19 protein-coding genes are annotated in these 26,328 nt (G+C 47.9%); 14 read left to right on the top strand and 5 right to left on the bottom strand.

All coding sequences use genetic code 11. The features are described from left to right. Positions 1 to 2 precede the first annotated feature (2 nt). A complete protein-coding gene (locus JOD82_RS22515) occupies positions 3 to 1,094 on the bottom strand; it encodes a glycosyltransferase family 2 protein (RefSeq protein ID WP_209949953.1) in 1,092 nt (363 codons plus the stop codon). A 17-nt stretch (positions 1,095 to 1,111) separates the two neighbouring features. Continuing rightward, positions 1,112 to 3,451, bottom strand: coding sequence for a glycosyltransferase family 39 protein (locus JOD82_RS22520; RefSeq protein ID WP_029516830.1), 2,340 nt, complete (start codon positions 3,449 to 3,451; stop codon positions 1,112 to 1,114). Between the two features lie 240 nt (positions 3,452 to 3,691). On the opposite strand from JOD82_RS22520, the gene JOD82_RS22525 reads away from it, so the two are divergent. Both JOD82_RS22525 and JOD82_RS22530 read left to right on the top strand, forming a co-directional pair. After that, positions 3,692 to 4,378: a response regulator transcription factor gene (locus tag JOD82_RS22525; protein ID WP_209949954.1), complete on the top strand. Its 687-nt coding sequence runs from the start codon at positions 3,692 to 3,694 to the stop codon at positions 4,376 to 4,378. Continuing rightward, on the top strand, positions 4,375 to 5,871 hold the full coding sequence (locus JOD82_RS22530) for a sensor histidine kinase (RefSeq protein WP_209949955.1): 1,497 nt from the start codon (positions 4,375 to 4,377) through the stop codon (positions 5,869 to 5,871). Before JOD82_RS22525 ends, JOD82_RS22530 begins: the two co-directional genes overlap by 4 nt. 83 nt (positions 5,872 to 5,954) lie before the next feature. Here the strand turns inward: JOD82_RS22530 and JOD82_RS22535 are convergent, their stop codons facing one another. Further along, entirely contained in the window at positions 5,955 to 10,247 is a 4,293-nt protein-coding gene (locus JOD82_RS22535) for a S8 family serine peptidase (RefSeq protein ID WP_209949956.1), read from the bottom strand. A gap of 362 nt (positions 10,248 to 10,609) precedes the next feature. On the opposite strand from JOD82_RS22535, the gene JOD82_RS22540 reads away from it, so the two are divergent. Continuing rightward, positions 10,610 to 11,545, top strand: a complete 936-nt coding sequence (locus tag JOD82_RS22540) for a manganese-dependent inorganic pyrophosphatase (protein ID WP_274386410.1) — start codon at positions 10,610 to 10,612, stop codon at positions 11,543 to 11,545. Positions 11,546 to 11,830: 285 nt separating this feature from the next. Here JOD82_RS22540 and JOD82_RS22545 read toward each other — a convergent pair whose 3' ends face one another. Continuing rightward, positions 11,831 to 12,373: a MarR family winged helix-turn-helix transcriptional regulator gene (locus tag JOD82_RS22545; protein ID WP_029516824.1), complete on the bottom strand. Its 543-nt coding sequence runs from the start codon at positions 12,371 to 12,373 to the stop codon at positions 11,831 to 11,833. 110 nt (positions 12,374 to 12,483) lie between these two features. Continuing rightward, positions 12,484 to 13,449 carry an ATP-dependent DNA ligase gene (locus JOD82_RS22550; protein ID WP_029516823.1) on the bottom strand — a complete coding sequence of 322 codons (966 nt, stop codon included), beginning with the start codon at positions 13,447 to 13,449 and terminating at the stop codon, positions 12,484 to 12,486. Positions 13,450 to 13,762: 313 nt separating this feature from the next. Here JOD82_RS22550 and JOD82_RS22555 point away from each other — a divergent pair, with 313 nt between their 5' ends. From JOD82_RS22555 to JOD82_RS22605, 11 genes are all read left to right on the top strand, one after another. After that, positions 13,763 to 14,038 carry a GNAT family N-acetyltransferase gene (locus tag JOD82_RS22555; protein ID WP_029516822.1) on the top strand — a complete coding sequence of 92 codons (276 nt, stop codon included), beginning with the start codon at positions 13,763 to 13,765 and terminating at the stop codon, positions 14,036 to 14,038. 295 nt (positions 14,039 to 14,333) lie between these two features. After that, entirely contained in the window at positions 14,334 to 14,897 is a 564-nt protein-coding gene (locus JOD82_RS22560) for a DUF420 domain-containing protein (protein ID WP_029516821.1), read from the top strand. A 184-nt stretch (positions 14,898 to 15,081) separates the two neighbouring features. Beyond that, positions 15,082 to 16,356, top strand: a complete 1,275-nt coding sequence (locus JOD82_RS22565) for an ABC transporter substrate-binding protein (protein WP_029516820.1) — start codon at positions 15,082 to 15,084, stop codon at positions 16,354 to 16,356. Positions 16,357 to 16,417: 61 nt separating this feature from the next. Beyond that, positions 16,418 to 17,299, top strand: a complete 882-nt coding sequence (locus tag JOD82_RS22570) for a carbohydrate ABC transporter permease (protein ID WP_029516819.1) — start codon at positions 16,418 to 16,420, stop codon at positions 17,297 to 17,299. Then, positions 17,299 to 18,189: a carbohydrate ABC transporter permease gene (locus tag JOD82_RS22575; RefSeq protein WP_029516818.1), complete on the top strand. Its 891-nt coding sequence runs from the start codon at positions 17,299 to 17,301 to the stop codon at positions 18,187 to 18,189. The genes JOD82_RS22570 and JOD82_RS22575 overlap by 1 nt, the downstream gene beginning before the upstream one ends. 49 nt (positions 18,190 to 18,238) lie before the next feature. Continuing rightward, positions 18,239 to 20,065, top strand: coding sequence for a protein O-GlcNAcase (locus tag JOD82_RS22580; RefSeq protein WP_209949957.1), 1,827 nt, complete (start codon positions 18,239 to 18,241; stop codon positions 20,063 to 20,065). 97 nt (positions 20,066 to 20,162) lie between these two features. Then, positions 20,163 to 21,704: a DUF4127 family protein gene (locus tag JOD82_RS22585; protein WP_069012568.1), complete on the top strand. Its 1,542-nt coding sequence runs from the start codon at positions 20,163 to 20,165 to the stop codon at positions 21,702 to 21,704. 5 nt (positions 21,705 to 21,709) lie between these two features. Then, complete coding sequence (locus JOD82_RS22590; RefSeq protein WP_029516815.1) at positions 21,710 to 22,429, top strand: N-acetylmannosamine-6-phosphate 2-epimerase; 720 nt, start codon at positions 21,710 to 21,712, stop codon at positions 22,427 to 22,429. Continuing rightward, positions 22,407 to 23,246, top strand: coding sequence for a MurR/RpiR family transcriptional regulator (locus tag JOD82_RS22595; protein WP_209949958.1), 840 nt, complete (start codon positions 22,407 to 22,409; stop codon positions 23,244 to 23,246). Before JOD82_RS22590 ends, JOD82_RS22595 begins: the two co-directional genes overlap by 23 nt. A 157-nt stretch (positions 23,247 to 23,403) precedes the next feature. Continuing rightward, on the top strand, positions 23,404 to 24,339 hold the full coding sequence (locus JOD82_RS22600) for an ROK family protein (RefSeq protein ID WP_141695528.1): 936 nt from the start codon (positions 23,404 to 23,406) through the stop codon (positions 24,337 to 24,339). Positions 24,340 to 24,364: 25 nt separating this feature from the next. Continuing rightward, complete coding sequence (locus JOD82_RS22605) at positions 24,365 to 25,975, top strand: FAD-dependent oxidoreductase (protein ID WP_029516812.1); 1,611 nt, start codon at positions 24,365 to 24,367, stop codon at positions 25,973 to 25,975. Positions 25,976 to 26,328: the final 353 nt, after the last annotated feature.

Raw genomic sequence — 26,328 nt, forward strand, 5'->3', positions numbered from 1 at the left:
GTTTAGGCTCCATGACCGGATTTGGGTCCGGTATATACCGCACTGTTGCCGCGCACTGTGCGTCCTGCCGAAATCAGGCTTTCACGGGTTCCTTGCATGTACAGGGACTCGCGTGGTTCAGGGGCCTTCATAGCATGTGTCGGACCGTTTTCATATTGTCCACCCAGATGCTCACGGACAATGTATAGCGGACGTGCTTTGGTTTCATCATAAATCCGTCCAACATATTCACCCATAATACCGAGAATGATGAGGATCACCCCGTCGAAAATCAGGCTGATGCTAATCATAGAAGACCAGCCCTTCATCACATAGGAGTCGGTGAAAAAGTTGAGAAACAGTACGTACATCAGATACAGGAAGCCAGACATGGAGAGAAGTGCACCGATATACCCTGCCAGCTTGAGAGGCTTAATCGAAAAGGATGTGATCCCGTCCAGACTGAGCTTGATCATTCGTTTCAACGGATACTTGGTCTCGCCCGCGAGCCGCTCGTCGCGCTCATATTCTACAGCAGTTTGTTTGAATCCGATCCAGCTGACTAGTCCACGAACGAATCGGTTATTTTCCGGCAGCCGTTTCAATTCTTCTATGACCTTACGATCCATTAGGCGGAAGTCCCCGGTGTCGACCGGGATATTAATGTCCGTTGATGCTTTAAGTACACGGTAGAAGAGGCTGGCAGACCATTTCTTGAAGCAAGTTTCGCCATTGCGTTTGAGCCGTTTGGCGTAGACCACTTCATAGCCTTCCTTCCACTTGTTAGCCATCTCAACAATCAGTTCCGGCGGGTCTTGGAGGTCGGCGTCAATGACGACGACCGCCTCCCCCACCGCATAATCCATCCCGGCGGTAATCGCTAGCTGATGACCAAAATTGCGAGAGAAATCAATCAATACAATGGTGTCATCTCTGAGACTGAATTCCTTGATCAATTGGACGCTGCGGTCCGAACTTCCATCATTTACGAAGATCAGCTCGTAGGGCTCACCCATTGAGCCCATGACTTGTTTCAGCCTCCGGTAGGTTTCCGTAATAACAGCTTCCTCGTTGTACATCGGAATAACTATGGAATAACGGATGGGTTCACTCATTCGTAGTTCCTCCTCATTTATAATGTGATTTCGTATAAAGTACCGCTTCCGCCACGATCGTCTCCGCCAGGGCCACCTTGACCATCCTGGGCGTTCGCATTGCTGTTCGTCGTGTCGCTTCCGCTCTCGGTGGCTTTAACGTCTGTACTTGTTTCGTCTGCTGTTGTTTTCCATTCATCTGTAGGGATCAACTTGCCGTGTTCTTTGATCCATGCAGTGACTTCAGAGTTACCGCCGTCCGGTCCGCCGCCTCCACCAGAAATCATGAAGTACTTCACTTGTCCGCTTTCGACCAGCGCCTTGATTTTATCGACGGTATAGACTGGATCGGAGGATACAAAACCGTTCATAATAATTACTTTTTGTCCGGCCTCGACCAGGTAAGGAGCAGCCGTTGAATAATTACTTGCTGCGAAAAGGTAGGTTTCACCTGTGTTATTTTTTTGCAAATAGCTCAACGTTTTTTGATCTAAACTTTGGCTACCGTTGGGTCCTCCCATTCCTCTGGAACGGGTAGAAGATTTTTGCTCCGTGTCTGTACTTGTTTGTGTGCTTGAAGTATTTCCATCAGGACTGGAATTCTCTGCATTATTGGTCTGGTTATTCGTTTGAGTTCCTTCGGCTTGTTGTCCATTGGCGCTCTGACCTCTATTGCGATCATTGCCGCCCGGCATTCCGCCACCGCCACCGCCGCCAAATTGAGTGGGTCCGGCTTGTGGAATCATGCTGTTCCCTCCGTAGATGATCGGTGTCAATGCCCAATATGCAGGACCGATAAACATAGCGAGTACACTTGCAATGATGGCGAACCTTGTGAACTTCTCAGATTTCATTCGTGCCACTACCTGCAGCACCGTGCCGATGATCCCTAAGATCAATACCGTGATGGACCAGCCGCTGCCAATGGTATCGTTGTAATTTTGCAAAACAAACCAGCTAAATACCGAGGTTGCCAATACTGCTGCGGGTAACAGCCAGGAGAGCCAGTTGGAACGCTCACGATACTGCTTCCACAATTCTACGAATCCTGCTCCAAAGAGCGCTGCAATTGGTGGCGCGAGCATAATCAGGTAATAATGATGAAAGAATCCTGCTACGCTGAAAAATGCAGCTACGGGAATCAACCAGGTCAGCCAGAAGATGACCTCTTTGTGTTTTTGTGTGATATTACGACGTCGAATGCTTGCAAGCAGGCCGATGGAAGCAATTAATGCAAATGGAAGCAGCCAGCTGGCTTGACCTGACAGGGAGGATTGGAACAACCGTAAAGGTCCTTTTTCGCCAGTACCGAACATGCCGCCACCAGAATTCCCTCCCGGTCCACCGCCTGGACCGCCCTGGCCACCTTGCCCGTCTCCAGGACCACCTTGTCCGTTGCCGCCAAATCCACCCGGTGGCATTTGACCACCTGCACCCATGTTGTTGGCACCTGAGTCATCCGTAGAAGTAGTGCTGTCCAATGATGTGGTCGTCTGAGCCTGATCCGTGTTTGTGTTGCTGCTATTCGTTGCAGCGTTATTGTTCCGATCCGTACGTTCTCCGCCACGATTGCCACCTGTACCCTGATCTCCTGTCAGACGGGACAGGCCGTTATAACCAAAGGCCAAATTCAGCACAGAGTTCGTACCGCTACTCCCCATATAAGGGCGTTCATCTGCCGGAGTAGAGTCCACTACGACTGCCCAAGAGAGTGATACGATCAGGAGGACAACTGCTGATCCTACCAGTGTTGCTGCTTTTCGCTTCCAGTTAAACTTGGAAGCCAGCAGATAGAACAGACCCAGTGCGGGAACGATCATATAGGCTTGTAACATTTTTTCGTTAAAGGCGATGCCTACGACTGCGAAAGCAGCAAGGATCAGCCCGGTTTTGCTATTTCTAAGGCCTCTGAACAATAGCCATGTTGCGAGCAACAGTGTGAAAACCAACATAGCGTCGATGTTATTCGTACGGCTAACCGCTACGGCTATCGGTGTCGTTGCCATGGCGAAGGCGGCCAAACGTGCGGCCATCGTACCGAAGCTCGGTTTGACGAGCAAGTAAACGAGCAAGACCGATCCGACTTGAGCCAGCGCCTGTGGCAAGATAACGCTCCATCCGTGAAGCCCGAATATATAGGCGCTCAGTGTCTGAATCCAGAACACCACAGGGGGTTTGTCTACCGTTACCGATCCGGCAGAATCAAGTGAGGCGAAAAAGAAGTTGTGAAAGCTTTGTAGCATGCTTGCTACGGCCGTCGTGTAGTAGGTGTTTACATATTTGTCTTGCCAGATGTTGTATCCGTTCAAAAATGCGGATATCAGCATAATGATGATCAGGGGGATGTCCGCCCTGGTCTTAAACCATTTCTTAATCATGTTCATTCCACTCCCTGTGAAAGTTTCTTTGTATTTATTCCGATCTTGGCCCGGTGAACTACCGGCTTGCTATTATCATGCCAGACGTACCTTAATGCGTTCTGAGCGCTCCCTGAACGTTAGCTGAAAGCTGAGCAGGGGTGCTTTTTTTGCGACAGGATTCAGGTATATTAGATACAGGTGAAAATGAATCGACTTTTATATGAGAAAAATGCAGCAACATGAAAGGGAAGATGAATAATGAATCCAATACACGGAGTTAAAATTATGCTGGCAGATGATGAGCCTCATATTTTGCAATTTTTAGAGCTTGGACTGATTAATGAAGGATATGAAGTCAGAACCGCCGAGAACGGGAGTCAAGCGCTCGATTTGGCAAAAGAGTTTCGCCCGCATGTAGCGGTGCTGGATGTGATGATGCCGGAAATGAACGGTTTTGAGGTGTGCCAAAGTCTCAAGGAGACGGAGGATAACATCGCGGTCATTATGCTGACTGCCAAGGATGATGTCGACGATCGGGTAAAGGGATTAAAACTCGGCGCGGATGATTATGTTGTAAAACCCTTCAGTTTTAATGAGCTGCTGGCTCGTATTGAAGCGCGCTTGCGTAATCAGTTCCCCGATCTGCTGGGCGAAGTGGTTCACGGCCCCTTTCGAGTGGATGATCGACGGAAGGAAATCCGTTATCAGAGTCAGGTGCTGGAACTGTCGCCTACCGAATATGAACTATTGAAGTTTTTGGTGTTGAATCACGGGATTGTGTTAAGTAAAAGTCGTATTCTGGACCGGGTATGGGGGTACGATTTTGGAGGCGAGGATAATATTGTTGAGGTGTACATTCGCTCCTTGCGTGAAAAACTCAAAGACAAGGAGCACCGGGTCATCCGTACGCTGCGCGGTGTAGGATACCGGGTGGATCTGCTATGAAGGCGGGCGGGAAAAGTCGGAGAAAATATGCACTCCGTTCTCTCCGGTCCCAGCTTTTGGCCAGAACGTTACTTATATTGGCTTTGCTGCTCGTATTGATTGGTTTTCTACAATATTTTCTGATGAAAGATTTTCTGTATCGCAGTCGGGCAGAAGCTATGAATACGCAGCTGAATTCAATTCCTGCCGATTTATTGATTAAGGATTCGCAGGAAAAGAGCGGGGCTGGGGTAACCGTTCCTCAAGATGAGTCCAATCGAAGGAGTAATCGACCGGGACCGTTTCTGTTTTGGCCGGATATGTCGCTTGCTTCTATAGGTATAGACGGCACCTTCCAGAGCTTGTCCAATGAAAATGGACTTAAACCGCCGCGTCTCACCACTCAGCAGTATCAAGCAATGCAGCAGAGTAAGCGCATGCGTCACGGCTATCAATTAATCACGGATGCCCAGGGGAAAGAGCAACTGGTTGTATTCCGTCCGCTTGGTCCACCTGACCGTTCTTCCGGTTTACTTCAAATGGGCGTATCCACGACTTCTATGCAAGAGCAGTTGATTAACCAGCTCCGCACCTTTATTTTATTGTCTCTGATTGCACTTGCGATTGGGTTGGCGCTTATGCTTCCGGTGCTGCGCCGCACGTTGGTACCCCTTTCCAGGATGGTTGAGGCTGTCAAACGTATTGATGCGGGCAATCTGGCCGAGCGCTTTGACGCAGAGCAAGGGCAGTATGAGGTGGATCGTTTGGCGGTTTCATTTAACGGAATGCTGGAACGGCTGGAGCATTCTTTTGCAGCCGAACGGGAATTGCAGATGCAGATGAGACGATTTATTGCGGACGCCTCCCATGAACTGCGCACCCCGCTCACGTCTATTCACGGCTTCTTGGAAGTGTTGCTTCGTGGAGCTGCATCCAATCCGAAGCAGCTCCAATCAGCATTAGAAAGTATGTATGGTGAATCCAAGCGGATGAATAAGCTTGTCTCTGACTTGCTATTGTTGGCTAAGCTGGATCGAACACCGGAGTTAAAGCTGGAAGACATACCATTAGATGCGTTGCTGCTGGAAATGAAACCGCAGCTTCTTATGCTAGCAGGTACACGTAAAGTGGTTTTTGATATGACGGCAGGTATACGGGTATTGGCAGAAGGGGATAAAATCAAGCAGGTCGTGCTCAATCTGTTTCACAATGCGGTTCAGCATACCGATATGGAAAGAGGTGTAATCCAGGTAAACCTGTCTGCAGGTAAGAAGTTGGTGGATATCCAAATTCGTGATAACGGGCCAGGCATGAGTAAAGAACAGCTGGAGCGGATATTTGAGCGTTTTTATCGTGGAGATGAATCGCGTACACGTAGCTCAGGCGGGGCGGGTCTTGGTCTGGCCATTACACAGTCTATCGTGGAAGCACACGGCGGGAACATTACAGCCGAAAGCACCCTGGGAACGGGAAGTGTATTCAAAGTAACGCTACCTTTAGCGGGAACAGTATAGTATTGCAGATTATGGCGTAACATAGAAATAGCCCCCCTAACCGCAGCTTTGGTTATAACACGGCTCGGGAGGCTTTTTAATTGTTAGTTAATCAGCGCAGCTTTTTGTAAGAGCACATGCAGCACCTTGGCAGATGCCTCACGGGTTGTAGGTGCATTCGGCTGGAAGTAGGAGGAGCCTTTAATCGCTTCTCCGTTAATGATGCCTGCTGCACTTACTTTTTCAATACTGTCCTTGGCATAGCCTGCAAAGGATGAAGCATCATGGTACGGTGTACGTGCAGGGCCATCGGCTGCTGCTTTGATTTGAAGCAGGTCTATAGCTTTACCCAGCACGACAGCAATTTCTTGACGACTGATATTAGCATTCGGATCGAACTTGTCGCTGCTGCGGCCCGTAATCAATCCAGCTTCATAAGCGGCTGCCACATCGCCGGAGTACCAGCTACCTGCCGGGATATCACTGAATGGTCCAGCAGTACCTGGTGCCAGGCCGAGTGCCCGGGTTACCAGGGCTGCAAATTCTGCACGTGTCACGTTCTTCTTCGGTGAGAAAGTCGTGTCGGTCGTACCGTTGATCAGCAACTTGTTCGCCAGCGATTGAATTTCGGATTGGGCATACGACGATGAAATATCTTCAAAGCTAACGGGACGTGTCGCCGCTGCATACGTCGAGAAGCCTAGGCGGCTTACCTTGACGACGGTAGATCCATCAGCCTGCTTGGTGAAGACGGATGGAACGGGATAAACATTTCCGTTTGCCGTATAGAGTACACCGGCTGTATTAGAATCAATTTGACCAGGTACGGTAAAGGATCTGCTAATAAACTGTACTGGAGCAACTTTGAGCGATTGACTCTTGCCACCAGTGACAATGTTAGCTTCAAACCCTACCGGGGTGCCGATCACATTGGAGCCTTTCAGCTTGCCTGTAAATGTACCGCTCGCCTCTGCTTGGCTGCTGATGATCACTTCAATGCCTGCACCAGCAGGAACATTTTTCAGAGCGGATACTGGCAAAGCCAGAGAGGAGCCTGTATTGCTTACAATCAAGCTGCTTCCTGCTGCAGCCTTGCCCAGCGTTACCAGTTGTGTGGAAGTGAGCGATGCTTTCGTCGTTTGGCCTGCTTGGCTAGTAGCCGACAGTACAATAGCTGTCGGGCTGGAACCTGCTGCTGTCACGGCAGCCTGCAAATCTGCATCGGTTACTGTCAGCGACTGTACATTATTGTTCAATGCAACGGCTGTAGTGACAGTTTTAACAGCCTGTCCTTGCTTCACTACGCTTTGAAGTGAAGGAGCAGATGTAGGAACAGGGGTGGATGTGTTCGTTGCAGCAGAAGGTGTAGTATTGCTTCTGCCGCCACCTCCACCACCTCCGCCTCCACCACTACCGCTGGATGCGGCGCTATTATCCACACGAATAGCTTTAGTGGCGGTGAACAGTTTAGGGCCATCGGTATTGCGTTCAGCTTCGCCCTTTTCATTCAGTTCAGGAGAACTGACTTCCAGCTTGTACACGCCATCTTTCAAGTGTTGAATAACGGGTTGACCATTAGCATCCAGCACAGGCTTGCCATTGTCATCTAATTCCACGTAACTTCCGTCAATACCCTTAAAGGAATATACGCCTTGTTTGAGGCGAGCGTTAGCTCCTTGTTCTTTGGAAGTCGTTATTCCATCAATCAGACCGATCAATTTATCATCTACGCCGTATACATAAAGCGCGATCTGGTTGGTTTTATCTGTGGTCAGGCGGAAAGCCAAATCTGTTGAGCGCTGAGCACCTGTCCGACTTGGGTAAATAATCGGGTTGGTAACACTCAGGTCCTGCAAGCCAAAGCCTGTCGTTGGATTTTCTTTGCCCACATGAACGACGAACGGCAAATGTAGTGTTGGCAGTCCGGCGCTTTTCAGAATAACTTCCCCTTCATATACACCTGTGGCTGCACCCGAATTTGGTTGCACAGACAGGAAGAACGGTTGCGATTTACCCGGTTCTGCCGAAATTGCTCCATTCGCGCCAACACCTTGCAACTGAACGGCAATGTTGCTCACGTCAGGTGTAGCAATCGGCTTAGTTGGATCAGAGGTTACATTATCATGTAACACGGTGCTGGCTTCATATTGCACAGTGTTAGCCGACAAGTTTTTGAGTTGAAGCTGAATCTGCTTCGCATCACTACCAGGTCGTAACACCCCGAAGCTGGCGGAAGGATTGTAATTCACAACCTCCTGCCGATTAAAGTTTTTGTCGAGAATCGTAATCTTTTCGACGGTTTCCAGCAGGGCTGGCGTCTGAATCGCATTAGCGATGTTTACAAGGCCTGCACCTTGGGAATACACATCATATTGGATTTTATCCTCATCAAAGAGTGTAACCGAAGTGTTTGCCAGAGCAGCGCGGATATCAAACGGTGTCCAGTTCGGATGTTGCTGCTTCAGCAACACGGCAAGTCCAGCCACATGCGGAGATGCCATACTCGTTCCGTTGCTGCGTTTGTAAGCTTGCTCATAGGATGCATCCGGATAGAACTTGGCGAAGGCAGGGTAGGTTGACAAAATGCCAACTCCCGGTGCGCTCACATCCGGTTTGATGCTAAGCAGTTCATCTCCATTAGGCCCACGGGAGCTAAAATCGGCCATGGTATTACCTGCATTATCTGTGCGAATATAGTCTGCCCCAAAGGAAACGGAGAACTTTTCTCCAGCATTGTCTACGATTTGTTTAGCCAGTGCACGGCCTTCCTTACCTCTCATGTCAAAGGTTGGAATAAAGTCAAAGCTGTCACCTAAGTTTGAATTAACGTAGTCATCGCGACCTGAAATGCTTTCCCCTAAATCAGCTTTGGTGATGTCGCCCGCTTTCGTATTCCCATTAAAAACGATCACAGCCTTCGCACCGTTTTTTTTCGCATTTGCGATTTTATCCACGAATGCCAAGTTGCCCCGTGAAACGAGAACAACCTTTCCTGCTACGTCTTTTCCTTCAAAATCATCAGGTTGTCCCAGGTTCGCATATATAAGCTCATAAGGGGCAGTTCCCAAAACGGAGGCAAAGTCTTCTCTGCCTGTTTCCCAGCCCATCAAATTAAAATCATAATGTGCATAAGCATCAGCAGTTACGGTACTCTTTAATTCACCGTTATCCTCCCAATAGGAATCGCGTGTGACCGAGGCTATGCCCGAGAAGCTTTTGCTCGGGGAAGTGGCTGCACCGACGGAAATCGCCAGCTGGGATGTTGCGGGAGAACCCATGGAATAAAAGTAGGGTCCTTGTTGGGCCGCATTACCATTCGCTATGACCGCGACTACGCCGGAAAGTACAGCATTATTAATAGCAATGGAATCCGGGGAGTTCGGGTCCTTTTCGGAATCCGAGCCCAGCGACAGGTTAATGACGTTCATACCATCTTTGACAGCACGTTCAATACCATCAATGACCTGTGCGGAGGAACCGGAGGAGCGACCCGTCTTGGTATTGCGTCCAAGCACTTTATACACGTATAAGTCCGATTTATAGGCAATACCCTTTTGCACAATATCCGAGGATTTATTGGCGGCTTTACCAGCAATTGTGCCAGAGACGTGAGTACCATGTGTCGTTCCGCTAAAACCTGTGCCGAATGGATCATTCTCCTTTTCGAGGAACGGTTCCTCGTAAGGGTCGTTGTCCTGTTCAAAAGAGTCATATCCGCCTTTGTAGGCTTCTTTCAAGTCCGGATGCTCATAATCGATACCGGTATCAATAACCCCGACCTTGATTCCCGCGCCATTCAATCCTTTGGCCCAGGCTTCAGGAACACCAATCTGGTCCAGCGGTGCGTTATCATAAGTGGCTTCACTGGCTGTAAGTGTTGGCGGGTCCTGTACGGGGATGGAATAATACGTTTTGTTTTCATGAATGGATTTTACGCCTGGCAGTTTAGCCAGTTCTGGAATCTTATTGGCTGGCAGTGTGACCTCCAAGCCGTTAAGCACCGTGTTGTACTGGTAATTCACCTGAAGAGAAATACCATGCTCAGCGGCTTGGTCTACGAACGTAGTTTGCTCAGTGGCAATCGCGGATTCCGCTTTTTGCTCAGATTGAGCTGTAAAAGCTTGGACGCCTGAACGTGCTGCATATTTGTCCACGGCTAAGGGCTCACCATCAAGCTGTACGATGACTCTGACCTGACGGGAAGAATCTGTGCTGAGCTCTGGCGAAATGAAGGCCGGAGCCGCCTCAATAGTCAATGCTTGCTGAGCTTCCAGAAATGAGTTGATTTGCAGATCTGCGCTAGCAGCAGAACTGACAGACGGCAGAGACAAGCTTACCGTCAAGGCAAGAGTGAGTGATACGACAGGTATTTTTTGCAAAATGATCGGCTTTTTCAAAGATTTCCCTCTTTTCAATCAAAATATGATATCTCTACATACTAGGATTTGAAGCCACTGCCGTTATTCTCACGCCTCCCTTAATATCTAAAATAATAGAATTGACCACTGGTGACTAACTTGCCAGTTTTGAGGCATATCTTACCATATTGGTGGGATATATTACTATATGTTTTTTATATTTTTAGAAAAAATAAGGTTAACATTACATGTAGATTCCATGGAAATGTTATGAATTTACTAGATTATTTTTGTAAACAATCGAAGAGGAATGGGAGAATGCGAGATTTAATGATATAATCTGCATTGGAATTGTTGAGGTTTCACAATCATGTAAAATGCCTAAGGCAAAGGAGTCGATTATGTTGGCAAAAACATTGATTTTCGGGCATAAAAATCCGGATACGGATACCATTTGCTCAGCTATTGCTTATGCAGACTTAAAAACCAAACTGGGCGCGGACGTAGAGCCGGTTCGTCTGGGCGAGGTGAACGGGGAAACGCAGTATGCACTGGATTATTTCAAAGTGAGCGCGCCACGTCTGGTTGAGCAGGTTGCTGCTGAAACGGACAACGTCATTCTGGTCGATCATAATGAACGCCAGCAAAGCGCCGCTGATATTGACAAGGTACGTGTAACTGAAGTCATCGACCATCACCGGATCGCTAACTTTGAAACAAGCCAGCCGTTATACTTCCGCGCTGAGCCAGTGGGTTGCACAGCCACCATTTTGAACAAGCTCTACAAGGAAAATGGTGTAGCAATTCCGAAAGATATCGCAGGTCTAATGTTGTCCGCGATTATTTCCGATTCTCTGTTGTTTAAATCCCCAACCTGCACGGATCAAGACGTAGCTGCTGCTCGTGAACTGGCTGAAATTGCTGGTGTGGATGCAGATCGTTACGGATTTGACTTGCTTAAAGCGGGAGCTGACTTGAGTGGTCATACCATTGAACAGTTAGTAAGTCTGGATGCCAAAGAATTTCAGATGAATGGTCGCAAAGTGGAAATTGCTCAAGTGAACGCAGTAGACGTAAACGATGTGTTGTCCCGTCAAGCTGATCTGGAAGCTGCATTGGCCCAAACCATTGAAGCTAAAAATCTTGATCTGTTCTTGTTCGTCGTAACAGACATTGTGAACAGTGATTCCATTGGTATTGCGCTGGGAAGCCAAGCCCAGGCAGTTGAAAAAGCCTATAATGTTCAGTTGGACGACAATAAGGCTGTTCTGAAAGGCGTCGTATCGCGCAAATCGCAAATTGTACCTGTATTGACTGACGCTTTTAACAGTTTGTAATGATAAATAATAAGCCTCCTGAACCCGACTGCATAATGGCAGTGGCAGCAGGAGGCTTATTTTTATTTCTTCAGTTCTGCCAGACGTCTCCGATGCGGAACTCAAATGCCAATTTCAACTTCAGCGCTGCCCATCATGAAACCGCTACCATGAAAAATGAAGAATACAGGGAGTGGATGATCCTTTCTTTCCGATGTACTTTGGGAGAATACGAAGGTTTGAAATCGGACGCAGCACCCATTCTGCCAGCAGATATGCGGGCAAGTTTGACGAACAGTTCTTGCCTCAGTCTTCGCACCATTTTTCTCTCTTCTCTCTGGAGTCGGTTAGACGCGAACCTTTGACATCTTCAAACGCAGAACGTACGCGTGACAAATAGGTTTGGAACTGACAGATTTCCGACTCACTAAAGTCTGACATCAGACGTGAAGCCAGCCCTACGAAAAAGGGATCCATCTGTTGAATTTTACTTTTTCCTTTATCGTTCAGGGACACGAACACTCCCCGCTTGTCATTGGGATCGTCATATTTATTAATGAATCCCTCTTGTTCGAGAGAAATAACCATGGAACTGATTGCTGCCCGGCTTACACCCATCTTTTCAGCCAAAGCAGAAGGAGAAGACATTTCATCTCTTTGTGCTGAAAGTACACAAAGCGCGATATATTGCCCGTAGGAGAGACCAAATTCACGTGAACGCTTCTCCATGTTTTTACGTATTTCATAAGTTATGGAAAATAAATCTACCAAAACACCAATTGGTTTATTGCCACCTGGAAAGAGATTATAGGCCAGTTGACGAATTTCGGAGTCCAAAAAAAAGAACATGCGATCCACCTCGATGTAGTTAATTAGTTAACTGTAATTTAATTAACCACTGGTTGCAATGATTTATACAAACTTTGTTCCGCATTTTTTGAAAATATATCTGTAAAACGTCACATCCAGGGGCCGATACACTGATCGAGGTCCTGATTCACAAAGGCTTGTATGGAGGGCTGACGCAGGGTACGTCCTTCTTGCCACCGCCACTCACTATATTGAACCTTGGCGGTATACATGGGTTGCACCCAAAACGCATCTTGATGCCGATCCGGTTTATTGCTAAAGGGTCGTTCCGATATGGTATGTGGTAGCAGGCGCTCGGTAAGCTGACGCCAATCTTCCCGAGTCAGCTTGCCCGTACCCACATGCCCGATATAGCGCAGCATTCCTTGTTTATCATATTGGCCCAGCAACACAGCGTTGATAATGCCTCCGTTCAGGGTATAGCCACCGATAACGGCAATGATATCGCCATAATTTTTGACCTTGAGCCATCGTCCGTCCTTTCCGCCCAATGTGTACGGACTATCCAGCTTTTTACACACAATACCTTCCATTCCTTGGCTGCACATAACCTGAAATAGAGCTTGTCCATCAGGATGAGCGGGAGCCAGTTGAATCCGTTCATTCGGTATGATGATCTGATGCAGCAGTTCAAGCCTTTCCTGTAACGGTTTAAGATGAACCCACTCCCCGTTCAGATAAATAATATCAAACAACATGTAAGTAGCAGGCACAGCTTCATAGGCTGACTGAATTCGATCCGTCCGACGAATCAGATCCCGTCGCATAATTTCATGGAACGATGGTTTACCGTCGGCACCGAGTGCGATCATTTCCCCGTCCAATATGACCGAATCAGCCTTGCAGTAGGAGGGGAAGAGAGCAAGCTCCGGGTATAAAAGCGTTCGTTCGTGCTGTTTGCGGTTGAACAGGCGTGTGCTGCCCTGGTTGTGATACGTCAAAATTCTCGTACCGTCCCATTTTATTTCGTAACGCCAAAGGCCTGTTGCATCTACAGGTACTTTTTCGCTCAGTTCCGGTTCAAACGGGATGACGGGTTTTATTTCTGTACGCAACGCAGCACCTCCCTTGCCTTTATATGAATAAATATAGTGTCGACGATAGATCTTATTTTATGTATCAGGATTTTGCAAAATTTGATTCCAGTCGCTCCGAAGTGCAAGATATAGACGAACTAAACCATTTCGATCTATATCTTGTTCATTGGAAGTCGCTTATGGGATTTTTGCAAAATCCTCGTATGTGATGTTTCTCTGATCCCTAAATAGGGGAATGATAAGAATATCTAGCGTCGGCATGAAGTGATTGCATTAATTCGTTAGCATGAGTTTTACGGAATTTTCTTCAGTCAGAAAGGGGATTGGTCTCATGAGACAAATTCGCGAGGAGGACCATGCAGTAGTCATGGTGGATGATGGACAGGTAGTTGCAGAAGTAGGTTATAAATCCGTAGATGACCACTCATTGGTCATTGACCATACATTTGTATCCGAGCAGTTACGGGGTCAAAAAATTGGCAAGGAGCTCATCGACAGAGTGGTTGAGATGGCAAGAAATCAGCATAAAAAGGTTATCCCTGCTTGCTCGTACGCACTTGCTCTGTTCAAGCGCCATAAAGAATACAGTGACGTGTGGCAGCAATGAATATGGATCATCAAGGCTGCTTAACTGCATAACCGACACAACACCGGAGCGGGTAATCAGACTCTTCCGGTGTTTTTTTTGTGTGCATAAAGCTTTTAAAAAGAATGCATTCTACCGTTGATATAGGGAAACAAAGGGCTATCCTCAAATGTTGAAGCACATTTCTTGCCGGATGGCTGTGAAATTGTTCATACTGTTGTCACTTCACAGGCTAACTATGAGTTCTATATAATATATTATGGTTATGACCGCAAAAATAATGAAAACCTGAATTTAAACGAAGGAGACGCTCATGATGAATAAAGCGAGTGAGGACAAGCAGTACGTTCCAACGAGCAATCGTAATTTTACAACCTTGATTATCACCGTTTCCATTATAGCCAACGTGATTATTTTGCTGCTATTCTTTTCGCCGATCGGATACCAGGGGAGTGTCAGTTTTGATCTCACTATTTTCCCAAGGTTGAATGCGATTTTTAACAGCTTCACGTTTATTTTCCTGGTGGCTGCATTGGTTGCTATTTTCAAGAAGAACATCAAGGTGCATAAAACCTTTATTCTGCTGGCCTTTGCCAGTACCGTTTTATTTTTATTTTCCTACCTGACCTTTCACTACATTTCGCCGGAAACTGCAAAATATGGCGGTGTGGGTATCCTTCGTCCGATTTACTTTACATTGTTGATTTCGCATAGCATACTGGCTGCAATTATTGTACCGCTGGCACTGTTCACGGTTGTATGGGGATGGACGATGCAGGTAGCAAAACATCGTAAGATTGCGCGCTGGACGATGCCAATTTGGCTATATGTGAGCTTGACCGGGGTACTGGTGTACGTTTTCATGGCCCCATACTATTAATAGATGTGAACCCTTTGATGGGTTGATTTAGGGAAATGGCGTCTCTGCTGAAGAGGCGTCTTTTTTGTATCCAATAAAAGAAAAATTATTCCTTCTAAATTTATTTTATTAAAAAAACGTTCCTTCTATAACGGTATTTCTGCTATAATTTGCCTTAATCAACTAAGAACAAGGGGGTCACCATGTGACAAAGAAAGCGAAAGGCAGGTTACGGTTGCTTGTATCTATGCTGGCGCTGGTTGTACTGCTGAGCAGCTGCGGTGGTGGAGGATCAAAGTCGGAAAAGGTTGACGGAGGGAAAGTAACACTGCAATTTTGGACCATTGCACTACAACCTACATTTACCCCGTATTTCAATCGGGTGATTGCCGATTATGAGCAGAAGAACCCCAATGTCAAAATTGACTGGAAGGATTACCCTTATGACGCAGTAACCAACAAGCTGTTGACAAGTATCGCTAGCAACAGCAGTCCGGATGTAGTTAATCTCAATACAGAATTTGCTAGCCAAATGGGCTCCAAGGGTGCTGTTGTTGATATGAATGAGCATTTGTCGCCCGAGGAAAAGGCTGCTTATTTCGAGGGTATTTATAATTCCACAGTCATTAACGGTAAAGCTTATGCGCTGCCCTGGTATACCGGTACAGAAGTACTTTACATGAATACAAAGCTGGTCAAAGCCGCCGGATTGGACCCTGCTCATCCGCCCAAAACCCGGGAGGAATTGTCTGAATGGGGCCGTCAGATCAATAGAAAAATTGGCAAGGCAGGCTATGCTCAGCAGCTTGTATCCAAGCTTTTCGCTGTGGACGGCATTCCTATCCTAAATAAAGAAAAGACAGCGGCGGCGTTCAATACACCAGAAGCAGTCACCATGATTGATAATCTAAAAAAACAGATGGAAGATGGCGTTGTACTCAAGGAAGACGCTGACTTCTCACAACAAGTGAAATATTATGCCGGCGAGCAGGTTGCTTTCGAGCTGGCAGGCCCCACGTTCATCAATTTTATCAAAACGGCAGCGCCAGACGTTTATAAGAACACAATTGCTGTCCCTGTCCCAACTGGCAAAGCCGATGTGCGGCTCTCCAACTCTATGGACTTGGTCGTACCTGCTAAGTCTGTACATGTGGACGAAGCAGTGAAATTTGCTGTTTTCTTGACAAACGCAGAGAGTCAAACTGCTTTTTCTAAAGCGGCGAATACACTACCTTCCACGAAAGACTCCATTAAGGATCCATATTTTACTCAGTCTGACAAATCATTAGAAGCACAAGCCAAGGTAGTATCCGCGCAAAGTTTGGATAAGGCGACAGATTATATGGTTGGTGTGCCCAATGCCAAAGATGTGAATAGTGCCATCGCGCGAGCCTTGCAAAATATTTTATTGAACGGAAGAGATACGAAGGAGACGCTAACTGCTCTGGAGCAGGAAGTAAACGATATTTTAAAGCAATAGGTTTGACAGGGGGGAGTGAATACTCCCCTGTTCATTTATCGAAATCAGGTGGTGATGCAGCATGATCAAATGGTTGAGGTCGGAGTCTTTTACGGCCTGGGCTTTTATGACGCCGGGACTGTTATTGCTTGCCGTCTTTGTATTTTGGCCTATTATTTACAGCATTCCGCTGGCATTGACAGACTACTCTGTCATATCAGATACCCATTTTGTCGGTTTGAATAATTTTGAAGCGGCGTTTAAGGACCGTAACTTTCTTATTTCGATTTGGAACTCATTGTTGTACGTGCTCATTGTCCCCTTTCTCCAAATTTTCTCCATCCTGATGGCCGTGCTTGTGAACAGCCGTATTCCGGGAATCAAAATATTCCGCACGACCTACTACATCCCTGTTGTGACTTCAATGGTAGCTGTAGCCTTAATTTGGAGCTGGCTGTTGGGCAATAACAGCGTAGTGAACTACTTGCTCATACAGATCGGCCTGATTAGCAAAGACATACACTGGTTATCGGACAGCAACTTGGCCTTGTATGTACTGATGTTCATCACAATGTGGAAGGGACTCGGGTATTATATGATGCTCTATCTGGCTGGATTACAAAACATTCCTCAAGATCTGTACGAAGCCGCTAGAGTCGACGGTGCAAGCCGATGGCGTCTGATTGTTCATATTACTCTTCCACTGCTAAGACCTTACGTTCTGTTCTGTACCCTTATATCACTCATGTCAGCTATCCGCGTATTTGATGAAGTATATGTACTAACCAAGGGTGGACCGGGAACGGCCACGTTGACATCGAGCTTGTATATTTTTCAAAAGGGGATGGAGCAGTTTAATTTTGGGTATGCTTCGGCGCTTGGCTTAATTGTCGGTGCAATGATTGCCGTACTTAGTATTATCGTATTCCGATTCAATAGGAAAGGTGGTGTCAATCCCTATTGATGAATCTAAAGGATGACAAATTGCTATGCTCATCTCTTCCTAAAAAGGAAAGTAGCCGCAGCATGCGCAGTCTCGCCCGAATGCTGAGAATGACGGTCATCTACATGCTTCTAGTGCTACTCGCCCTCTTTTTAATGGGACCGTTCCTCTGGCTGCTCAGCGTATCCCTCATGCCAGGCCGTAACATTTTTTCAACGCCGCCCGCTATTTTTCCGACCTTTATTAATTTCGACAACTATGTTCAGGTGTGGCAGTTCATGAATTTCCCGAAATATATGCTGAATACGGTCATCATTACGGTGTTGGGCGTTGTGCTCAATGTGGTACTCGCCAGTCTGACAGGATATCCCTTGGCTGTGTTTCGTTTTAAGGGTAAAAATCTGGTGTTTACGCTGCTGATTGCCACGATGATTATTCCTTCCTACACCGCATTTATTGTGCATTATCTGACCATTCAAGGGCTTCATCTGGGCAATACATATTTGGGTGTAGTGTTGCCTGGGGCAGTCTCCGTGTTCAACATTTTTCTGATGCGACAGACGTTTATTCATATTCCCACCGATGTACGTGATTCCGGTAAAATGGACGGCGCTTCGGAGTTTCGAATTTGGTGGCAGCTGGTGCTTCCGCTGGTCAAGCCGGCGCTTGCTGTAATTTCTCTGTTGGAGGCGATGTCGTTCTGGAACAGCTTTCTGTGGCCTATCGTTATTTTGAATGATACGGAGCTATATCCGCTAGCAGCTGCGCTCACGTATCTCAACGGTCAATTTGCCTATAACTTCGGCTGGATTGCTGCCGGCACAATGATTTCGGTACTGCCGATCATTATATTGTTCCTGTTTACACAGCGCTACTATATGGAAGGTTTGGCGGGAGCGGTAAAAGGATAGCCAGTAGTCACGGCTACGAAGAGCCTGTGAATGGAAGGAGACGATTGCGATGGAACTGTCCGAAGGAACGGGGCCTTATTCGAGTGTAGGGCTAACACCGCAGGAGATTCAATATTATTTTCGTGATGTGTATGACAGCGGGGAAAGGCTGGTTATCTCCGAACCGCGACTGATCTGTGAACTGTCCTCTCGCTTTGCAATGAATCAGGAGTATGAAGGTGTGCTGGACCCTGAGGGACCGATCAAGCTTATTGTACCTCCAGGACCGGGTGTACCGACTGAAACACGGGGAAGCTTACAGTTGGTGCTCGAATATGACGGAACGCTTGCTGCAGACGGATATCGGTTGGACATTCAGAAGGACGGGCGAATTGAAGTCCATGCTTCCAATAAAAGAGGGCTCAAATACGGCATGGATGCCCTGCATCTCCTGCTTCAAGTGGAACAGGAGCGATGTACTTTGCCGGTGATTTCTATTCGGGATGAGCCTTCCTTCCCGGTCAGAGGAATTATTGAGGGCTTTTACGGGAAACCGTGGAGTTTCGCGGATCGGCTGGATGCCGTTCGGTTTATGGCTACGCATCGGATGAACACATTCATGTATGCCCCCAAGGATGATCCATATCATCGTGAGCTATGGAGAGAGCCGTACCCTGAGGATACGTTTGCCCAGATTTGCGAATTGAAGGAAGCCTGCGAACGGCATGAGGTTGATTTTCATTATTGTATCAGCCCAGGGAACGACCTGAGCTTTGGCAGTGATGAAGATTTCCTCAAATTGACGGAAAAGCTGGCGGCCGTGATTGCGATTGGCGTACGTCATTTTTCTGTATTAATGGATGACATTGACTATGTACTCAAAGGGGAAAATCGACACTTGCTGGGCCGCTCGGGTCACGCTCATGTCTTTTTGACGAACAAGGTTCATACATGGCTGGCTGAGCGGCTGCCTGAATTTACGCTGACGGTCTGTCCTTCGGAATATTGGTCGTATTGGGATACCGAATACAAAAAGGATTTCCGTGAGCGGCTGCATCCGGAGATTAAGGTGTTCTGGACGGGGTACTTTGTTTTTGCTCCACAGATTAGTCGCGAGCACGCCGCTGATAATCATGCATTCTTCGGGCATGAGCTGTGGCTGTGGGATAACATCCCGGTGAATGATTGTGACCATGATCGGTTATTCCTTGATCCGCTGCGCGGACGATATTCCGGGCTACCAGACTGTGGACATACCGGTATGGTGGCCAACCCGATGAATCAGTGGGAATGCTCCAAAGTGACGCTCATTACGATGTCCCACTTTATGTGGAACAGTGAACGGTATATGCCTGAGCGATCTTGGGAATGGGCTGCGCGGCAGTTAGCAGGAGAGCGTGCGGATGAACTGATGTTTTTCTGTCGTCAAAACAGGAACAGCCGACTAGGCGGCAACGCGTATGAGGACGTGGACCTTGCTTTGCAAATGCGCGATATCCCTGCGCTGGATATGTACTTTGAGCGGCTGCTTCAGGCCGTGAGCGTCCTACGGAGCGTGCCTGCCGGTGATCCAGCAGCAGGATTCGTGTCCCAGGCCGCACCGTGGCTGGAACGTGCCGAGCTGGATGCGAGCCTGTGGCAGGTGCTGCGTCAAGCTGCACTCAGCAGCGAGCGACAGGACGATGCACAGTCGGGGGAGAGCGGCACGCCGAGGGAAGCTGTTGACGAGCAAGAGCCGTCACCTCTGACAGACGAAATCGTAGGAGAACTGCGAAGCGGTATCACTGCTTGCTTAGAAGCGGAGGCTCGGCTGGGTAGCAATCCGGCGATCCGTGCTGCTGCGCAGTGGGGTTATGTCGATCAGGACGAACAAGGAAAATATCGGCTGATTTTGTGAGTATTTGCGCTGGATTAAGCAACCAAGGCAGCATAGCTGCCCTGAAAATAATCATTTGCCGTTAGGATAACGGTAATTTTCAGGAGAGGTGGAACGTATGGTAAAGCCCAAAACCCGATTACTTTTTATACCGCTGGATGAGCGGCCCTGTAATTATCAATTTCCTTATTTACTGGCACAGGGCACAGACTTGGAGATGGAGCGGCCCCCATTAGAATGGATGGGACAAAAGAAAACCCCTGGCGATACGATCAGACTATGGGCATGGCTCGAAGAACGCGCAGCGGCGGCTGATGGAGCCATTGTTGCGATGGATACGTTGCTGTACGGAGGAATCGTACCTTCTCGACTACACAGTATGTCGAGCGAGCAGGTCAAAGATAGAGTGAATCGGCTTCGCAGGCTAAAACAGCTATATCCGCAACTGACCCTGTATGCATTTCAACTGATTATGCGCTGTCCGCAATATTCTTTGGCTGATGAAGAACCGGATTACTATGCCGATTGGGGTCGTGAGATATTCAGAAAGGGCTTCATTGAGCATCGTCAGGAGCTGGGGATTGCTACCGCAGAAGAGTTACTCGAATTAGCTGATATCAACGAGCGTCTGCCAATGGAAATATTGGATGATTACCTAGGGCGTCGCCATGTGAATTTGGAGGCCAATGAAGTTGCGCTGGATCTCGTAGCAGAAGGTATCATTGATTTTATGATCATCCCACAGGATGATTCGGCTCCCTACGGCTATACCGCCAAGGATCAGCAGCGGCTAAGAAGTCGTATTTCTGAGCTTGGGCTGGATTTGAATGTATACATGTACCCGGGGGCAGATGAAGTGGGTTGTACGTTGCTGGCTCGTTGGGTTAACAAGATGAATAATGTAGTCCCACTGGTGTATCCCCGATTGTCTGCTTTGCAGGGGGCATTCGTAGTACCGCTTTTTGAAGATCGCTATTTTTACGAAACCTTAAAATATCAGATTATGGCGGCAGGTGGGCTGATCGCTTCCTCAGCAACGGAGGCTGATTTGATTTTGTTGGCTAACACACCTGGTGACACGATGGCAGAGGCTTCATCCCAGCAGCGTGCAATGACCGGATATGATGTGCATCGGAATGTAATAGAGCTGGTTGAGTACGGTTCTTATATGCTGCAATATGCAGGTCAAAATGTTGCAGTTGCTGATGTGGGCTACGCCAACGGCGCAGATCTCAAGCTACTTAGACTATTGAAGCAAAAAGGACTGCTTTTTAAGCTGGCGGGTTATGCAGGCTGGAATACCAGTTCTAACACGCTGGGCACCGTCATTGCCCAGTCCATGCTGTATACCCACTATGGCTCTACGGAGGAACATTTGGATTTTCTGTCGCTGCGCTACGCCGAGGATGCCTGTTATTGCGCTGTGGTACGTACGGCTATGAATAACGGAATTGTGGAGCAGATGGGTTTTACCAAGTTTATGCTCGATGGACCGAGAGGCTCGGTAGCTGCGGTTATTCGCGGACGGCTGGAGCAGGCGCTCAATGAATATGTGAACGGGCCGGAAGGCCGCGTGGAAATTATAGATTGCTACATGCCGTGGAACCGCACCTTTGAAGTCGCATTAACCGTACGGCATCATGCTGAGAAGAGAGGGTGATTCCTATGGGAATGGAAGGTGTATTATCCAAAGTTCAGCACGGACTGATCGTGTCCTGTCAGGCGCTACCAGGCGAACCGTTACATGGAGCAGATTCTATGGTCAAAATGGCGCTTGCCGCACAGCAGGGTGGAGCTGTGGCGATACGCGCCAATGGCGCATCGGATGTACGTGCGATTAAACAGGCAATTTCTCTACCAGTGATTGGCTTGGTTAAGCGGGATTATGATGATTCTGATATTTACATTACGCCTACCCTTCGTGAAATGGAGGAACTGGTGGAGGCAGGCGCGGATATCATTGCGCTGGATGCCACATTACGACCGCGCCCAGCGGGATGCAAGCTGAAGAGGCTCATAGATTATGCCCATGAGCAGGGAGTCACTTCCATGGCAGATATATCGACACTGGAGGAGGCACTTCATGCGGCCTCCCTTGGCGCAGACTGCGTATCCACCACGTTATCCGGGTATACGCCGTACTCTGCTCAGATTGAGGGTCCTGATCTGGAGCTGGTTCGGAGAGCGTCGGAACTGGTTCCCGTTCCTTTAATTGCAGAGGGCAAAATCTATGATCCTGCGCAGGTTGAGGAAGCATTCCGAATGGGAGCACATGCAGTGGTTGTAGGCTCGGCGATTACCAGACCCCAATTGATTACGCAGCGGTTTGCCGATGCCGCAAGGAAGGCAGTGAAATGCATCTATGGAGATGAACGACCGAATTAAAACGTATTATCCTTCATTAACGAAATCGGAGCAGAAAGTTGCCTTGTGCGTACTGGAGCATCCCGCAGACATCATATATTTCTCTGTGACGGAGCTGGCGGATTTTGCAGGTACAGGCGAAACGACCGTCATGCGCTTTTGTCGGAAGATTGGTTTCAGAGGTTATCAGGATTTCCGACTGTCCCTAGCGCAAAACCAGACTTATCGTAAAACTGATATGGGCGAGGAGAACATCGACCCAGATGACGAACAAGATATTACGCGCACGGTGTATCACAACATGCTCGATATTTTGCACTCCAGTATGGGGCTGCTGGACCATTCAGAGCTTGGTCGTGCGATTGCGTGTCTCGATCAAGCGGGCTATGTTCAATTTTTCGGCGTAGGTGCTTCGGGGATTTCCGCGCAGGATGCTAAAAACCGTTTCTTACGCATCGGGCGTCGCGCCGAGGCTGTGGCAGACGGACATATTCAGTCGATGATGGCGGTGTCCATGAACCCGGGTGATGTGGCTATCGGCATTAGTGTATCAGGAAGTACGCTGGATACGAACGATATGCTGTATAAAGCCAAGCAAAACGGTGCAACTGTTATCGCAATTACAAATTATGCGAAATCACCCATTACCTCCATTGCAGATATCGTGTTGCTAACAGCGGGCAAAGAAGCGCCGATAGAAGGTGGTTCAATCGGTGCTAAAATCTCACAACTATTCGTGATTGACCTCATCTGCGAAGGGTTTGCTCGCAAGCACACGAGTCACACCAAACAGATGAAGGAAAAAACAGCGAGGGCCGTTATTGAACGAAGCTATTGAGATTTTTCAGTTGTGAATTGAAAACTGTGCGTTTCGACAGGTTCAATGACTTGTGTTTGTGGTGCTTATGAATGGCTATTTCATGTATTGCTATTAATAGAAGGTTTGTACAAAGAGCTAGTAAGCTTTTATGTAGGGTAACAAGGAGGTTGGTGTGGTGGCAGCTGCTGTGAACAGAGTCATTGGAATCGACATTGGGGGCACATCGGTGAAGGCCGCCATAGTGGCACGGGACGGATCGGTGCTTGATGAAATCCGGCTGGATACGGACGCTTCCCGGGGACGTGAATGGGTATTGTCGCAGGTGTCAGAATCTGTGCTCGGACTGTTGCGTTCTTTTGGAGATACCAGCCTCGGTGCCCATATAGATGTAGGCGCTCTTGGCATTGCTACTGCTGGCAGAGTAAATGTGGAGAGCGGCGAAGTTGTGTATGCCACAGATAACCTACCTGGCTGGCAAGGTACATCCTTAGTAACATGGGCTAGGGAAAAACTGGCTTTACGAGCGGTTGCTGATAATGATGCGAACGCCGCTTTACTTGGAGAAGCGTGGCAGGGAGCGGGGAAGGGCAAGCGACGCTTGGTGATGCTCACGTTGGGAACAGGTGTCGGAGGTGCATATATGGAAAATGGCCTCTTGTGCAGAGGGGCTCATTGGAGCGGCGGTGATTGGGGGCACAGTATTCTATTCCCCGGAGGACACCCCTGTAATTGCGGAAGAAAAGGGTGCGCCGAGCAATATGTATCGGGGAGCGCCCTCTTACGTCGAGGTAGGGAACACGTCGGTAAATTGTACCGCTCGGGGAACGAGATTGTGAAAGAAGCCGCTCACGGTAACCAGGAAGCAATCCAGGTGCTGGATGATTACACCGCAGATTTAGCTGTACTTCTAGCTAACATCTCAGTGACTCTTGATCCTGAGGGGATCATTGTAGGCGGAGGAGTATCGGACACGGGAGAGGTCTGGTGGCCCATGCTGGAAAAGCATCTGCACCCATTTGGAGTTCAAACGGAAGTAAGTCGGGCATTGTTGGGCAATCGCGCTGGAATTATCGGTGCTGCACGGCTTGCCTTCGAAATGACCGAGTCCTAGTACAAGAATGAAAGGGGAACGAACCATGACGCAAAAACGGCTTGATACCGACATTGTTGTGATTGGCGGAGGTCTGGGGGGGACATCGGCAGCTCTTGCGGCGGCGAAGGCTGGCATGAGAGTCATCGTGACAGAGGAGACGGACTGGTTAGGGGGGCAGTTAACTTCACAGGCGGTTCCCCCAGATGAGCATCGATGGATCGAACAATTTGGTTGCACAGCAACATACCGTGAGTTCCGTAATCGTGTACGTGACTATTACCGTCAGAACTATCCGTTAACCGAAGAAGCTCGAAATAATCCCATTCTCAACCCTGGGAACGGTTGGGTAAGCCGTCTAGCCCATGAACCACGGGTAGCTCTGCGGGTGCTTGAAGATATGCTCGCTCCCTATTTGAATACGGGGCGCGTTCATGTATACTATCACACCGTGCCTATTGCCGTTCAGACGGATGGGGACTGTATTACTTCTGTAACTGTCCGTACCTCGAATAGCGCTGATTATAAGTGTGGATTTAGAGTGCTGCACGGAGCGTTTTATCTGGATGCGACAGAGTGTGGTGATCTCCTTCCAATGGCAGGAGTGGAGCATACGAGTGGAGCGGAGTCGCGGGCTGCTACGGGTGAGCCTCATGCACTGGAGTGTGCTAACCCTTTTGATATGCAATCTATCACACATGTGGCTGCCGTAGACTATATTCCCCAGGAAAGCTTCATTATAGAGCGGCCGCAACAATATGATTTCTGGAGAAATTATATTCCTTCCTTTTCCCGTTTTCCGATTTTGAGCTGGTTTGCTACTGACGCGGATGATACCAGTAAACTAAAACAGTTCACATTGTTTCCTAACGATCAGGGCATTGTATCCTTATGGGATTATCGTCGTATTGTAGATCCCTCGATATGGAGCAAACCGCTAAATGATGGTGAGGTAACTCTTTTAAACTGGGCGCAAAATGATTATTACCTTGGGCCATTGATCGGTGTCACTGCTCAGGAGCAGGCAAAACATCGAGAAGGAGCGCGTGAGTTGACTCGTTCATTAATATATTGGCTTCAAACCGAAGCGCCCCGGTTAGATGGAGGGTTCGGCTATCCGGGAATTCGACTACGGGGTGATGTTCTCGGTACATCTGACGGTCTGGCTAAAACGGCTTATATTCGCGAGTCACGCCGAATTCAGGCCAAGTATATGATATCTGAGTTTGATGTAAGTCGTGAGCTTCGGGGAGAAGAGGGACCCAAGCGATATATAGATAGTGTAGGTGTAGGTAGCTATCATTTGGATCTTCATCCAACTACGGTATCTCAGCGAACATTCTACATCCCTAACTATCCTTATGAAATTCCATTGGGCTCACTTATTCCGGTGAGGGTGCGCAATTTACTTCCTGCCTGCAAAAATATAGGGATGACCCAAATAGCCAATGGCTGCTATCGATTGCATCCTACAGAATGGAATATAGGAGAATCATCAGGAAGTCTAGCGGCTTACTGTGTCTCCAACGAAGTATATCCCATTGAAGTGAGCCGATCAGCAGAGCATCTTGGATGTTTTCAAAATGTTCTTCTTCGCCAAGGTGTGGAACTGCACTGGCCTGCAGAGGTATTTGAGCCAGAGGAAGTCATCAGCTAATGAAGGGGCAACTAGCCCCTCGACTGATTTTAAATGAGCTGAAAGATGAGTGGATTTATTCTAAAATAAAAAAAACAAAAAAAGTGCTTGCTAAGTTGCTGGGGTTTATGATATATTATTTGAGCTGACAACAAAACAGCAGTTTCAAAAGCGAAAAGCTTGGGTGAAATGATTTTAAAAAAAAGAAAAAATAACCCTTGCATTTTTGAAACGAACATGATATGATCTTATAGCTGCTGAAAAACGCAGCGAAAGAGAAATGTTTGATCTTTGAAAACTGAACAACGAGTGAGTAAAACGATTTTGTTCGCAAAATCAAACAAGAGATATTTTATCTCGTCAGTTTCAAAATG

It is taken from the genome of Paenibacillus sp. 1182 (assembly GCF_017833915.1).
GTDB classification, from domain to species: domain Bacteria; phylum Bacillota; class Bacilli; order Paenibacillales; family Paenibacillaceae; genus Paenibacillus; species Paenibacillus polymyxa_D.